Genomic DNA, 14,241 nt, shown 5'->3' with positions numbered 1-14,241 from the left:
ATTCCTCCTTGGGTAGTTGTTTGCAGTTCGCTAATACTCACTCATTCTTTATTCATATTCCAGATCTGCACGCGCCTGATTTGTCCGCAGCTGGAGTATACCGCCAGCATGACGACAGCAAGCATCAGGAGCGGATAGAACAGAAAGACCTGAAGCGGGACGATCGTAAGCTCCAGCTTCGTCAGGCCGAAGATCCGGAAGATGATCCCAAGCAGACGTCCTCCAAGGGTATTCGCTGCAATCACCCCAAGGATTAATGAGGCAGCCATGATAATCAGAATGCGCAGTACCTGCCACAGCCGGATGGCTGAATTCGTGAAGCCGATGCTTTTCATCACTGCAATGCCGTGTACTTCCTTAGTAATCATCAGCCTGACGAACAGACTGGTAATGAATAATGTAATGATGCAGATAATTGCAGTCAGCAGTGCATTAATGCTTCGCAGCTGGCTCATGAATCCGCCTGTGATTTCACCCAGCATTTCCAGTGCCGTCTTGATATTCAGCTCACTGTACTGACTTTGGATTTCCTTAATCATCTCTGCCTTCAGGTCCGCCGGGGCATTGATTGTTCCGGAGAACAGATAAGCGCCTATCACTTGCGGGTTGTAATCCCGTGCAATCCAGACCGCATAGCCCTCGTTAGAGATACTTTGGAACAATCCGGTAATGATAAAAGTGCTACGTACACCATCAATCTCAAATGTGATATTGTCGCCAACCTGCTTGCCGTATTTCTCACTCATAATGGTTGTAACAGCAATTTCATTCTTCAGAATAGGCGCAGTCCCCTCCAGGAATGGAACGGATTCATCGAAGTCATTCTTCTGTCCGTTAATTCTCCGGTTCTCCTGCCCGTCGTCAGAAATATATTTGGTCCCCAATGCGTAATTCGCCGCAAGCGACACGTCAATGCCTTGTTCCTTCATTCTCCGGCTGATATCTGCCTTCTCCTGCTGAATCTCTTGAGTGGTCTTATCCCCGACCACAGTTGCGGTATAGAAATCCGCTTCAACCGTTCCAAAATACTCAAGAAACGCAGGAGAAACAATTGTATTGGTCAAATTCACCGGAATCAGAATGATGGCTGTACTTAAGATTAGCGTTAGAATAAGCGAGGTATAGCTTTTGAGCCGGTTCAGCACATCGCTCAGTGCAAGGAAGAATGCCGTAGGCAGGAAGCGGCTTTTATGTAAATGAATTCTGCGGGAAGCCTTGAAGCGTTCGCCGGTTTGCCCTTGCCGGATCGCATCGATTGCCGAAGCCTTATTGATCTTTCGCATGCAGAGCAGGCAGAACAGCAGGATAAAGCCTATAATCGCCACTGTGCTGAGTATGGAAATAATGATGCGGATGCTTCCGCCTGGCATAATTAAGTACTGCGAAGTTTTGCGCGACATCAGTGCGGTAAGCGGGATACTGATCCCCAGTCCGGCGGCGCCGCCAAGACAAGCAAGCCCCATATATTTGGTTAAATAGAGCTGTTTGATCGCCTGATTCTGGAAACCAATCGCTTTCATCACACCGATCTCCTTGTACTCATCCTGCAGTGTAGAGACAATCGTGAACCGCAGGGTAAGGAAAGCAATGAAGATCAGGAACAGACTAATCGCAAACATCATGGCGGAGATGATCCGGTCGGTCATATAGGTCATGGAAACCAGCGACTTGTCGACCTCAAAGTTAACAGGCAGATCTGCGCCAGCGAACGAGTTGGACACTTCTGACGAGGCTACGCCTGGGGCTGCAATGAAACTCCATAGGATCATTAATGTATCCTGAGGCAGAGAATGCCCGATTTCGGCAAAATCCTCAGCTGAGAGCATAATCCGCTTCAGGCCCAGCAAATCTGCACCCATAAATGCATCCTTAAAATAACCTTTGACGGTATAGTTTCTTGTTACCCCGCCATTCGTGAGCGAAATCTGCTCCCCTGCCTGGACGCCGCTGGCCAGCATCAGGCTGACCGGAAGCCCCATTTCCCCTTGCCGAAGGCTATAAAGCTCATTGTCTTCACTATAAATCAGATTTACCTGGTCCGGCACAGTGGACAGCACAAAGCTGGTATTTCCGGAAAAAACCGTACGGCCCTCAGGCATCCCGATCTGATTCGGCTGCACTGCAATTTGTTGTTGCGTATAGACGGCTTCCACTTTCTTCTCATTTTCCAGCCACTGCCGGATGTCCGCCGCATATTCGGGTTTGTTAGCCAGTGTAACGTTAAGATCAGCCACTTTACTTTTGCTAATGAAGCTGGTAAGGGCGCTGGACGTCGAATACATCAGGCTGGAGCTGCTTGCTACGAGCGTTGAAGCCAGAATAATGAGTACCAATAGAACGGTATTCATCACTTTTTTACGCCGCAGATCTTTTTTAAGTATTTTCAGGAACACGATGTTGTTCTCCTTTCGTCAAGCTCTGTCCTGAGTATAGCGGGTCAATTATTAAATAATCCTTAAGTCGCTGCAAAAGAAGTCTGCACAAAAAGAGCTACGGAATAATCCATAGCTCTCTAATTACTTCTTCCTTAAACGTCCTGCTCCGAGATCCCCGATTCCGGGTCAAAGGTAAGCATCTTCGTCGCTATTTTATCAATAAAGAACCGGTCATGGCTGACCGTAACTACCGCTCCGGGAAAATGAATGAGTACCTGCTCCATGACTTGAATACTGGTCAGGTCCAGATGATTGGTAGGCTCATCCAGGATGATCACAGCAGCACCGGAGAGAAGGCACTTAGCTAACGCTACTCTGGCCTGCTGGCCGCCGGATAGATGTCCGATCCTTTTACTCAAATCCACTTCCGAGAATTGCAGCATAGACAGGAATTTGTTCACTTTTTTCCGCGGCGCATCGAGTCCCAGACCATACACATTAACCGCATGACTTACTGTATCTTTAGGATCAAGCTCGTCCCACATACGATTGAAATACGCGTAACTGACACCTCTCTCCCAGGTCACAACCCCGGAATCCGGCTCCTCCTGACCCGTCAACACCTTGATTAGCGTCGATTTCCCGCTTCCGTTAGGGCCGACTATGACCATCCGGTCTTCCTTTTGGATGTCGAAGCTAATGTTCTGGAAGATGGTCCGGCCATCATACGTCTGGCCAATCCCCTTCACTTCAGCAAGCTTGTCCGGAAAACGCAAATTGCTATAAATATCGGTAATCAGGACATTCACCGGATGCGGCTCCACCCGCTTTTTGATCTCCGTCAGCTTGCGCGACAGGCGGTCTTTGGGAGACTTTTTACGGCCCCGGGTATCAATGGCTTCAGACTCCATAAGCAGAAGCTCTTCTTCCCATTCAAACTGACGGTCGAGTACCTTTTTGCGCATCTTCTTTTTTTGAACATAATCGGTATAATTGCCTTCGTACTCCTGAAAATGATAATTCTCGATCTCTATGGTCCGTGTAACTACCCTGTCAATAAACTGCCGGTCATGAGAGACCAGAAGCATTGCCCCGGTGAAACGGTGCAGCCATTGCTCGAGCCATACGATTCCTTCCATATCCAAAAAGTTGGTAGGTTCATCGAGCAATACGACATCGGGTACCTCAATTAAGACCTTGGCCAGTGCCGCGCGGTTCCGCCACCCTCCTGATAACTCCTCTACAGGCTGATGCCGTGATCTCTCATCAAATCCCAGTTTAGTGAGCACCGTATTAATCTCCACCGAGACATTCCAGCCATCCAAATGATCCATCTGTTCAAAAAGCTCCGCTTGCCGTTCTAACAGGGTATTCATCTGGTTATCATCCGTTACTTGCCCAAGCTGTTCCCCAATCTGATGCAGCTCCTGTTCGATAAGCGTCACCTGCCCGAAGCACAGTTCCAGCTCCTGTTGAACAGACAAGGACCCGGATAGCTCCGAGAATTGGGAAAAGTAACTGATCTTAACCTTCGGGTCCAGCTCCACGTTCCCGGCTGTAGGCTGTTCTTGTCCCATGATCAGCTTGAACACCGTTGATTTACCTGCACCATTGCGTCCGATTAGACCTATGCGTTCGCCTTTGCTTACACGGAAATAGATATCTCTGAAGATCAATGTATCCTCATATTTCTTAGTCACGTTCTCCATACGTATTACACTCAAACCTATCGCCCCTCTGGTTCATAACATCAGATTTCATCTATCCACACACAGAGGTGATTATAACATTAAATCCGCATTCCCGTTCTCCGATTACACAAAAGGCCGCGATCCGCGGCCTTTTGTACTTGAAATTAGAATTGTTTTTGGGCAAAATCATAAAACGCCACTGCTGCTTCCCAAGCCGGGAAGCCGGCCTGGGCCAGCTTATCGCTGCCTCCGCCTTTGCCCTGGTATTCACTGAGATGGGCTTTGAAGAAGGCCCCGCAGGACAGATCCGCAGATCCGCTGTGGGCGAGTACCACCTTATTCTCCACCGCGCTCAGCAACAGAACAGGAAGGTCGGTCAGCGCCGTAAGCTTCACAGCCAGACTCTGCAAATCCTTAAGCGGTCGGGTATCAGAAATATGTGTAATCAGTCCGCTGCCGGGTTCCAGTGCGGATATTAGCTCCCGGGCCAGATAGATATCATTCTGTTCCTTAAGCGCAGCCAGTTCAGTCTGCACCAGCTTCTGCTCATGCTCCCATTTCTCTATCCGGTCGATAATTTCGTCCTTACCGGTGTTGAATCTGGCTGACAGCTGCCCCAGAATACGTACATTATCATTGAATTCATCCAGTGCACGGCTTCCGCATTTGAAGGTAATCCGGATATTGCCCTTCTGCTTCTCAGACCGCAGCAGCTTGATCATGCCGATGGCTCCTGTTGAAGCTACATGCGTCCCCCCGCAGGCATTATGTTCAACACCTTCAATCTCCACAATCCGGATATCCTCTGTCACCTTAGGCAGCTTCACAAGCGGCAGCCTGGCCATCTCTTCTGCTGTTACGAAGTAGCTGACAATGCTCCGGTTCAGGTAAATCTGCCGGTTGACCTCCTGTTCAGCCTCCGCCATCTGCGCAGCAGACAGCTCCGGCAGCCCGATATCAATCGTGGCATAGTCACTGCCGAGATGGAAGCTCAGAGTCATGGCCTGATACAAATCACGGAAGACCGCCGACAGCAAATGCTGTCCGCTGTGCTGCTGCATATGGTCAAATCTCCGGTTCCAGTCGAGCCTGCAATTGACTTCAGCCTGATCAGGGAGCTGCGCTACCTTATGAAGCACCTCATTATCTTCCAGCACTACATCCAGTACCGGAAGTTCACCTATGTACCCTGTATCACAAGGCTGTCCGCCGCCATGGGGATAGAAGGCTGTCTCTGCAAGCGTCACATAGATCCCGTCTTCACGTTCAACGGAACCGCTTATGGTTGTACTCCATTCATTCAAGTAGGCCGAATCATAGTACAGCTTCTTAGTCATGGTTAGGCTCCTCCGTTCGCAGCTTCATCAGGACCGAAGAACCGTTCCATTACAACGTAGTCCTTGCCGCCTTTGCTGAACACTTCTTCTGTAGCCTGCATGCCGAACTTCTTGTAGAAGCCTGCTTTGTAGGTTCTTGCGTTGCAGTAGATCCGCTGTACCCCTGCCTGCTCTGCTTCTTTCAGCACGGTCTGCAGCAGTCTGCTGCCGTAGCCCAGACCCTGCTCCAGCTCCAGCGTAGCAAACTTGCGGAACTGCGCTTCGGTACCATTAATGAACAGGGATAACACTGACACCAGCTGCTCTGCCAGATACAGCCCGTAATGCACGCCCAGCTCATCATCCGCCAGCTTGATGTAATCCGGCTCACGCTCGGGCCACATCACTTCATGCCTCAGTTTCCATGCTTCTTCTTTCTGTATGATCCTGATCTCCATCTCATCCACTCCAATATATGTACTTAATGCATCGTATCCCATATCTGCTTGCCGATCAATATGACAGTGACTGTTATGAATAGCGGGCGGATGTAAGCCGCTCCTTTGCGGATGGCTATCCTGGAGCCGACAATAGCTCCGATCACCATCGGAATGCCCAGAATCAGCCCATGGGTATAGCTGACAGAGCCAAGGGCTATAAACGTAAGCAGACTCGTGATATTGCTGGCGAAATTCAGCATTTTGGCATTGCCGGCGGCCGTAACAAATTCGAAGCCCATCATCAGAAAAGCAAAGATCAGAAAAGATCCGGTTCCCGGTCCGAAGAAGCCATCGTAGAAGCCTATGACCAGTGCCGCGGTAATCCCGATCAGCCGTGTTCTGCCATTGCTGCCGGAGAAGGTGGATACGTCCCCCCAGGCTTTTTTGAACAAAGTATAGACCGTTATCACTATCAGCATCACAATGACCAGCGGCTTCAGAAACTCTGATGGCACCTGGCGGACGGTAAGTGTACCGGCCACCGCACCTATAATGGACAACGGAATCAGTGTTCTGACCAGCTTGAAATTGATCTTGCCGGAGCGCACGAAAGAGGCCGTACTGGTCAGCGAGCACATGGACCCGGCTAATTTGCTGCTGCCCAGGAGCAGAGGAAGCGGAATCCCTACAGACAGCAGTGCAGGAATTGCAATCAGTCCTCCCCCGCCTACCACAGAGTCAATTAATCCAGCCAAAAAACCGCAAAGCACCAATACTGCCACCATGCCAATCGTCCAATCTTCCATCCTGCGGAAATCCTCCTGCTATGTACTTTACATTTGTTTTCAGTAAACTTCATTCAGCATACACAATTTTGGCGGGATGCACCATAGATTTGTGAAATTGCGCCGGCTCAGTTTATTTGGTCAAACGCCGCTTATAAGCTCTGATTATACTAATCCAGACAAAGAGCAGCGGCAGATAACAAAGGATGAACAGCGAACCGGCTGCCGCAGTAACGGCTTCAAGCTTTTGCAGACTTACCGGACTCCGTTCCAGCTGAACTATAACACCCACAATCAGAACCGAAATCCACAGCCATAATCTTGCCGGCCGGCCGCTTATTTGCTTCATGGCATGGACAATAGACCACAGGATGATGCAGCATGTGGGCACAATCACGATAAACCAGGTGAACACATAGACGTAATCGAAGCGGTAGAGGAAGAACAGGCGGATGATTTTGGAGAGAATCAGTGTAGGCCAGACCGTATGCTGGAGCAGCTGCAGATTAAAGTACGCGAAGGTTACAACAAGAACGATTAAGTAGATGAAGGTGGTATGTGCAATGCCAAGGTGAGCCCACTTCTGGGCTTGTTTGGGGTTTTTGATGAAAGGCAGGTATAGCAGGATGAACTCAGCCCCTAAATAAATATATAGGGTATGCCGGGCAGACAACAGATAATCACCCGTATCATGGTTCAGCATGGGCAGGAAATTATTCCAGTGGGCATACTTCAGCGGGAAATACAGCGAAAGCACCAAAAAGCTGGGGATGATCACCCCAAAGAAGCTTATCCCCGTAACGGTACGGAAGCCGCCAGAGACTATATAAGCGCACACGAGCAGAATTAAAGCCGTAATCACCCATAATGGCTGATCAGGGAAAATCCACACCTGGATAATCTCGCCATAGGACTTTATCTGCACAGCAACCACCAGCAGGCCGTAGACATAGAACCAGCCCGCAATCATCACTGCTGCCCATTTGCCAAAGTACTCCCGGTGCAAGGAGAGGATATCCCCGCCTTCAGAGTAGCTGAGCAGCTTGAACATCATCCAGAGCAGCAGATGAAACAGCAGGCCCACGAGCAGCAAGGACACCCAGGCATCCTGCCCGGCTCCTCCGGCGACTTTGCGCTGAAAGGATAACATGCCGACTCCGGTCTGCGAGCCATGCACAAGGAACCATAGCAGATAAGGTGACACCTGCAGACTTTCTTTGACTTTAACGCCCATTCGCCCCGCTCACCTGCCGCTCTGTTATTCTCCAATCCAAGATTCATGAAGCAGAATATGCGGCACTACCCGAAACTTCAGGCTGCCGTATTCCCCCGCGTAGAACTTTTCTTCCTCAAACGGCTTGCGGGTGTGGGCTCTGATCAGGTCACCGCTCCCCAGCGGGTCGACACCATTCCTCTGAAACTTGTGCAAAAGCTGAAGCGACTCCTGTTCAATCTGCTCTTCCAGCTGTGTTCTCAGAAGATTATAATGGTCTTCGCTGCGGATCTGGAGCCAGGCCGGGTAATCCCGCACAGTCGCGTCAATATATTCATGATACGTGATCGTTGTTGTCCCCTTCGCTCTGGTGACGGCAGGCCTCACCTTACCTTTGATCAGTGATAGAGTCGACACTCCTTCACTGCTGCTGTTTCGCAGGTTAACTGCCATGTTCCCGCCTTCATAGCTGCCGCCGAGCATTTTGAGCAGCAGAGATTCCCGGGGGTTGAGAATCAGCTTAAGCTTATCCTGCCGGAAGATGCCCATCCCTTTGATCTCGATATTGCCCTTCCCGTCTTTGCTGAAGTATGGGACGAATGCGTCTCTGCCTTGTCCATAGAAATCATACAGAAAGATTCCCATATTGGAAAATGGGGCATTGCCTGACTTCACATTCTGTTCCAGCAGAAAATAGGGAAGCCATTCGCTGCCTTTGCCTTTCAGATCCTTGAACATGTCTGCCGAAGACCCGTCGGCGATGGCAATTACCAGATTACTGCTGAGCAGCGGATCGCGGCAGAAGGTTTTGATAATATGCTCAATGCCTGCCTCCGCGAACTCTTTGCTGAATACGAGCAGACACAGCTTGCCCAGATCGATCGGCTGGGAGGACTTCATATTGATTGCATCGAGCATTAAATTAACCGCCTGGCCCTTACCCTCCAGGATTTCAATCTTCCCTTCATGGTCATAATCCTGATAGAGTGCCGTCCCCACCAGCTCAGATTTGTCCCGGTCGAACCCCAGCACGGTCACCATATTAATATGATCGACAATCCGGCTGTTATTGCAGCCGGACAGTGTCACTACCGGCAGTGCAAGCAGCAGGAGGCAGCATAAGACCCTGCGGAGAAGCAGCTTATTCATCATCGATATCTTCCTTGTCTGCGCTTGGCTTGTAGCGGCTCAGCTTCAGCGGTCTTAAGAATTTGCTGCGGGTATGCAGATACTGAAACGAGGCGCGAAAGATACTATCCTGCAGATTCCCTGTCCTGAACGGGAATAACGGCACAAGATAAGGCATTCCCAGCGATTTAAGCCTCAGTAAATGGCCCAGCAGTAAGAAGAAACCGGCAATCAGCCCCAGTCCGCCGAATAATGCCGCCAGAATAATAAACGGAAAGCGCAGCAGCCGGATCGTATTGGCCATTTTGAAGATCGGAGTGGTGAATGAGGCCAGTGCGGAGAAGGCGACGATAATGATCAGGATATTACTGGTAAGCGCCGCCCGGACTGAAGCTTCCCCGATCACAATCCCCCCGACAATCCCCAGCGTCTGGCCGATCTTGGTCGGCAGCCGTGCACCGGCTTCGCGCAGCAGTTCAATGGTAATCTCCAGGAAGATAACCTCCATAACCGGAGGCAGCGGCACATGCAGCCTTGACATAATCAGCGGTCCAAGGATGCTGTCCGGCAGTACTTCGAAATGATAGGTCAGCACAGCCACATACAGCGGAGCAGCGAAGATAGAGAAGATTACGCTTATGATGCGGATCAGGCGGAAGAACGAGCCCAATATCCAGGGCAGATAATAGTCCTCGGGCGAGATGAAGAAATCCAGAAAGTTCGAGGGCCCGGTAACCCCGTAGGGGGAGCCGTTTGAGAAGATGGCTACTTGTCCTGACGATATGGCAAAAGCAACCCGGTCAATCCGTTCCGTCGAGAGAAACAGCGGGAATGGCGTGTTGGATTTATCGGCGATGAGCTGGTCAATCTGCGAGCTGTCAAAAAAGATCTCAAAATCAATGCTGGTCAGCCGCTGCTCCACCGTTTCAATCAGCTGCGGGTTGGTGACACCGTCCAGATAGACGTATGCAACTCTGGTCTTCGATATCGAACCCATCGTAAGTTCTCTGAATATCAGCTCGGGAACAGGCATCTGCTGCCGCAGCAGATGCAGGTTGGTGTCCAGGTTCTCGACGAATCCGGCTTTGGGGCCGACTACACTGAATTCATTCTCCGTATCATTGCTGGTCCGCTGACCCAGTGTATCATTCCTGATGTTAACAAGCAGGCATTCGGCGTCGGTGGCGGCACTGAATTGAAGCAGCAAATACCCCGTACATAACTTGCTCTCAATTTCGCGGGGGTCATTGGTCAGAAGCATATCATCAAACGGAAGAATCTCTTTCATATCATGAGGATGACTAAGTGCAGCTCTGTTCTGCTGGAGAGCAGGTAACAGGCTTAAGGTCAGCTTCTGCTCATCCACCATGGACTTGTAGTAGCTGACCTGAATGTAAGCCTCGCCTTCAAACGGGCTAAACTGGTGGAAGTCCTGCGACTTCCCTGCCCGCTGCAGGATATCCTCTAGCGACGGCGCAACAGCTGAGCTGTCTGCACCTGCCTCCTTGCGCTTCTTAATGTCTACCATTCCTTGCCCACCTGCCTGTCCCGCTGAAAATATCTGTTGTTATACTATTTACAGGGATGCGGAAAAGTATTCTTCGGAGGTCAATACGGTGAATTTATTAGACTTCCGGCTGCTGTTATTCCCAGCCATGTGAAGCAAACCAGACATCCTCCCTGAACTTGCTCCAGGCTTCCTTTACATAAGAAATCATGTTATCAGGAAGATCATCCAGCGGGAACCAGCGCAGATCGTCGCATTTATCAGGCTCGGTGTTGCTAATCTCACCACTCCAATGCTCCGCTTTGAAGAAGAAATCAATCCGTTCATTACCGGAAGTCCAGATATGCATCGCTCCGAGCATTTCAAGGTCTGATGGAGCGATAACAGCACCGCATTCTTCCCGGACTTCACGGATGGCGGCGGAATGAAGCTCTTCTCCTCCATCCAGCTTGCCCGCAGGCAGACCGTATTCTCCATCATGATGTCCTGTGTTCAAGCGCCTCAGCAGCAATATTTGCCCGTCTTTGATCAGAAATACATGGACTACACTCAACAACCGGAAAGGTTCCATTTCGTAATTCCTCCTATTAGTTCAGCCAATTAATACACGGGAACATTAGTTTGTATATATCATCGACTATATCATATCAGCGTGAGCTTTGTCAGACGGGAATGGTACTGTCTACTTAATTGAAAGCCAAAAAAGCGGTGAGGTTGCCCTCACCGCCCGCTTGGCCCCTGATACATTAACAGGAACAAATCATTTATACGTATTCTGCTCATTTTTCTTATAGGTCGTTTTGTCATCCCTCAGGGATTCCTTGCGGATGTCACTCTTCTTCTGTTCCATTTGCTGCGCTTCCTGGCTGGTGACCGGGTCCTGATCAAGCTCCTTGACGGTATTGACCAGATTCTTATCCGGTTCTGTATACTCTGCCACTGTATAGCCTCCTCTAAGTAGTGTGCTACTCGGTTCGGTTTATTTTGGCAAAGATCGGTACAGAATATACACACAGCATGGCAGAAGTAAAAAAGCGGACAAGCCCGAAATAGGCTTGTCCGCTTAGCAAAGCAGCTTATTCTATTCTTCCGAATCTACGTTGTGGTAGACCTGCTGCACATCGTCCAGTTCTTCGAGAGCGTCAATCAGCTTCTCGAACTGCGCCTGTGCATCTTCAGGCAGGGCCACATAATTCTGTGGAAGCAGAGTCAGCTCGGCAACGGTGAATTCCGTAATGCCTGCGCCGCGGAAAGCTTCCTGTACAGCGTGGAACTGGTCGGGTTCGGCATACACGATCACTGCTTCATCCTCTTCCAGCACATCACGGACATCCAGGTCTGCTTCAATCAGCAGCTCCATCACTTCATCCGCAGTTTTGCCTTCCACACCGATTACAGCTGTCGGATCGAACATATACGTTACCGAGCCGCTGACACCCATATTGCCGCCATTCTTGCTGAAGGTGGAGCGTACCAGCGGAGCTGTACGGTTAACGTTATTCGTCAGCGCATCGACCACGATCATCGAACCGCTTGGACCGAAGCCTTCATAACGCAGCTCCACGTAGTTTTCGTCGCCGCTGCCTTTTGCTTTTTCAAGTGCACGGTCGATAATCGCCTTCGGCACATTGTAAGTTTTGGCGCGTTCCAGAACCACCTTCAGTGCACGGTTGGATTCCGGATCAGGTTCACCCTTCTTAGCGACAACATAGATTTCTACACCGAACTTGGCGTAGACCTTACTTGTATTGGCATCCTTGGATGCTTTCTTTTCCTTAATATTATTCCACTTACGACCCATATCGTTACCGCTCGCTTTCCAACATTTGATTAAAAACAGTCCTGTATATTATACCTCTGTTCGATATATCCCGTAAAGGGCCGTCCGGCTCCATTCATAAATCCAGTAAAGACAGCATCTGGTCCGTCCCCGCAGCCTGAATAAGCATCGGCAGACGCGGGCCTTCATCCGCACTCAGAACCAGCTGATAGATAATGGTGAACAGCCTTTTTTGCTGAGTCCGCATCGTTTTTTTGTCCTCATGATGACAGATGGCGTAGATCTGGGTCATTCTCTGCATTTCGTCCAGCTCACAGTTTCTTAGCAGACTGCAGAGGGTGCGCAGCCATTTCAGTTCTGCCGCGTCCAGTGAATGATAATAGGCTAAGTTCGGCGAAGAATTGACCGTAATCAGCTTGTGCGGCATCCAGTTTCTGATCCAGTGCTCCGCCCGGTCCGCCGTCAGCAGAAGCTGATGCTCATCTGCCTTCTCCCCATTCTTGGTGAGAATATCCCGGAGCAGTTCCCGGTCGAAGTTGATTAATGGCAGCAGACTGGACACCTGATTGAAGCTCGGGGACGTTCCGTTAGAGCCGCTAAGCAACGATAACTTCAGCGCATCCGCTAGATCACCCGTTAATGTTCCGGCATGAACTGCAGCAGCATATCGCTCGAACTCCGCATAATTGCGCAGCACATCCTCATCCAATCCAATATGAAAAGCCGCATTCGGCTGGTATTTGGCGAACAGGAACAGGATATTCTCCGGGGCATATATGTTCAGCAGATCATCGGGTGTGTAATTATGCCCGGAAGAGCTGGACATTTTGGAGTAGCTGCCTTTAATGCTGATAAATTCATAGGGCTCATACATAGGCGGCGGGTTGCCGAAGATCCGCTCCGAGATTACTGCGGCCACATTATAGCTTCCAGTTTCAGAGGAGTGATCACGTCCTCCAGGCTCAAACACCACCTGCTCCATGTTCCAGCGCATCGGCCAGTCGATTTTCCAGTGCAGCTTCAGGTTGTCAGCCTCAGGAACACATATGGTATCGGCATGACCGCACTTACAGCTGTACACCACGGTCTCTGCGCTGTCATCGAAGCTGTGAATCGTTGTCGCATCTTTTCCGCACCGTCCGCAGTATACGTTCACCGGATAAAAAGCTGCCCGCTCTTCCGCAGAGCTCTCGCCTGTTTTGAACGACATCAGAATATCGTAGATTTCTTCCCGGTGGCGCAGGGCATGCAGGATTGCCGGATTATAGCGGTGTGACTGGTATTCCCGGCTCTGATAGATGAATTCAGGCTCGATCTCAAACGCCTGCAGCGCCTGCTCAAACTCCGCCTCGAAATGTGCCGCGTACGAAGTATGGCAGCCATCCGGACAGGGAACCTGCGAATACGGCAGCCCTATGTATTGTCCGAACGCGGGGTCCACATGTTTCGGAACCTTGCGGAACCGGTCAAAGTCATCCCACGAGAAAATGAACCGTACCTCCTTCCCCGCCCGCCGCAGCGCTTTGGCTACGAACGAAGTGGTCACAATCTCGCGGAAATTTCCGATATGGACCGATCCGGACGGACTGATCCCCGATGCACATACAAAAGTCTGACGCTCCGGATGGTTTTCTATTAACTGGCCTGCAATTTTTTCTGCCCAATGCATTGGCAAATCACCTCTACTGTTAGTATGGAGTTCATGTGGAGCCTGTTTGACTTGGCACGACGCCCGGCCGCCCGGGAACGCAAAAAAGCTCCCGCCCTCAAGATTGTTATCTTGAGGACGAGAGCTTGAATAAGCTTCGTGGTACCACCTCTGTTCGCGGACATGTTGCCAGGCCCGCCTCTTCGGGTACGGCCATTACGCTTATACCCTATCTCTGTAACGGGAGATCCCGGCATAGCATCCTTGGGGCTGTGCCCAATTTCGTATGCAGCTCAGAGACTTTTTTCAGATCAGACGCTTCGCTGCCCCCTTTCACCACTCTGGAGCTCTCTGTGAA

The 14,241-nt window shown here is 50.4% G+C and carries 12 protein-coding genes; all 12 read right to left on the bottom strand.

Features of this window, described 5'->3' with window-relative positions:
* Positions 1-41: 41 nt before the first annotated feature.
* Positions 42-2,393 (bottom strand): FtsX-like permease family protein, encoded by a 2,352-nt coding sequence (locus tag GC101_RS24830; protein WP_171719447.1) that lies wholly within the window; start codon positions 2,391-2,393, stop codon positions 42-44.
* Positions 2,394-2,527: 134 nt separating this feature from the next.
* Positions 2,528-4,099 (bottom strand): ABC-F family ATP-binding cassette domain-containing protein, encoded by a 1,572-nt coding sequence (locus tag GC101_RS24825; RefSeq protein ID WP_171719446.1) that lies wholly within the window; start codon positions 4,097-4,099, stop codon positions 2,528-2,530.
* A gap of 131 nt (positions 4,100-4,230) precedes the next feature.
* Positions 4,231-5,403: an alanyl-tRNA editing protein gene (locus tag GC101_RS24820; RefSeq protein WP_171719445.1), complete on the bottom strand. Its 1,173-nt coding sequence runs from the start codon at positions 5,401-5,403 to the stop codon at positions 4,231-4,233.
* Positions 5,404-5,405: 2 nt separating this feature from the next.
* Positions 5,406-5,840: a GNAT family N-acetyltransferase gene (locus GC101_RS24815; RefSeq protein WP_171719444.1), complete on the bottom strand. Its 435-nt coding sequence runs from the start codon at positions 5,838-5,840 to the stop codon at positions 5,406-5,408.
* Between the two features lie 23 nt (positions 5,841-5,863).
* Positions 5,864-6,628: a TSUP family transporter gene (locus GC101_RS24810; RefSeq protein ID WP_171719443.1), complete on the bottom strand. Its 765-nt coding sequence runs from the start codon at positions 6,626-6,628 to the stop codon at positions 5,864-5,866.
* 112 nt (positions 6,629-6,740) lie between these two features.
* Entirely contained in the window at positions 6,741-7,841 is a 1,101-nt protein-coding gene (locus GC101_RS24805) for a GerAB/ArcD/ProY family transporter (protein WP_171719442.1), read from the bottom strand.
* A gap of 24 nt (positions 7,842-7,865) precedes the next feature.
* Positions 7,866-8,972 (bottom strand): Ger(x)C family spore germination protein, encoded by a 1,107-nt coding sequence (locus tag GC101_RS24800; RefSeq protein WP_171719441.1) that lies wholly within the window; start codon positions 8,970-8,972, stop codon positions 7,866-7,868.
* A complete protein-coding gene (locus tag GC101_RS24795; protein WP_171719440.1) occupies positions 8,962-10,476 on the bottom strand; it encodes a spore germination protein in 1,515 nt (504 codons plus the stop codon). Before GC101_RS24795 ends, GC101_RS24800 begins: the two co-directional genes overlap by 11 nt.
* 115 nt (positions 10,477-10,591) lie before the next feature.
* Positions 10,592-11,026 (bottom strand): NUDIX hydrolase, encoded by a 435-nt coding sequence (locus GC101_RS24790; protein ID WP_171719439.1) that lies wholly within the window; start codon positions 11,024-11,026, stop codon positions 10,592-10,594.
* A 189-nt stretch (positions 11,027-11,215) separates the two neighbouring features.
* Positions 11,216-11,395, bottom strand: a complete 180-nt coding sequence (locus GC101_RS24785; protein WP_171719438.1) for a hypothetical protein — start codon at positions 11,393-11,395, stop codon at positions 11,216-11,218.
* Between the two features lie 141 nt (positions 11,396-11,536).
* Positions 11,537-12,256 (bottom strand): YebC/PmpR family DNA-binding transcriptional regulator, encoded by a 720-nt coding sequence (locus GC101_RS24780; RefSeq protein ID WP_039291545.1) that lies wholly within the window; start codon positions 12,254-12,256, stop codon positions 11,537-11,539.
* A 94-nt stretch (positions 12,257-12,350) separates the two neighbouring features.
* Complete coding sequence (gene lysS, locus GC101_RS24775; protein ID WP_171719437.1) at positions 12,351-13,904, bottom strand: lysine--tRNA ligase; 1,554 nt, start codon at positions 13,902-13,904, stop codon at positions 12,351-12,353.
* Positions 13,905-14,241 lie beyond the last annotated feature (337 nt).

The sequence above is a fragment of the Paenibacillus phytohabitans genome, from assembly GCF_013141775.1.
In the GTDB taxonomy this organism is placed as follows: Bacteria; Bacillota; Bacilli; order Paenibacillales; family Paenibacillaceae; genus Paenibacillus_AQ; species Paenibacillus_AQ phytohabitans.
This window is presented reverse-complemented; position numbering and strand designations above follow the sequence as displayed.

What these genes read in the sequence shown, in the direction of transcription:
- GC101_RS24820 (WP_171719445.1), bottom strand. Translation starts at nt 5,403, where the DNA reads ATGACTAAGAAGCTGTACTATGATTCGGCCTACTTGAATGAATGGAGT.
- GC101_RS24815 (WP_171719444.1), bottom strand. Translation starts at nt 5,840, where the DNA reads ATGGAGATCAGGATCATACAGAAAGAAGAAGCATGGAAACTGAGGCAT.
- GC101_RS24810 (WP_171719443.1), bottom strand. Translation starts at nt 6,628, where the DNA reads ATGGAAGATTGGACGATTGGCATGGTGGCAGTATTGGTGCTTTGCGGT.
- GC101_RS24805 (WP_171719442.1), bottom strand. Translation starts at nt 7,841, where the DNA reads ATGGGCGTTAAAGTCAAAGAAAGTCTGCAGGTGTCACCTTATCTGCTA.
- GC101_RS24800 (WP_171719441.1), bottom strand. Translation starts at nt 8,972, where the DNA reads ATGATGAATAAGCTGCTTCTCCGCAGGGTCTTATGCTGCCTCCTGCTG.
- GC101_RS24795 (WP_171719440.1), bottom strand. Translation starts at nt 10,476, where the DNA reads ATGGTAGACATTAAGAAGCGCAAGGAGGCAGGTGCAGACAGCTCAGCT.
- GC101_RS24790 (WP_171719439.1), bottom strand. Translation starts at nt 11,026, where the DNA reads ATGGAACCTTTCCGGTTGTTGAGTGTAGTCCATGTATTTCTGATCAAA.
- GC101_RS24780 (WP_039291545.1), bottom strand. Translation starts at nt 12,256, where the DNA reads ATGGGTCGTAAGTGGAATAATATTAAGGAAAAGAAAGCATCCAAGGAT.
- lysS (WP_171719437.1), bottom strand. Translation starts at nt 13,904, where the DNA reads ATGCATTGGGCAGAAAAAATTGCAGGCCAGTTAATAGAAAACCATCCG.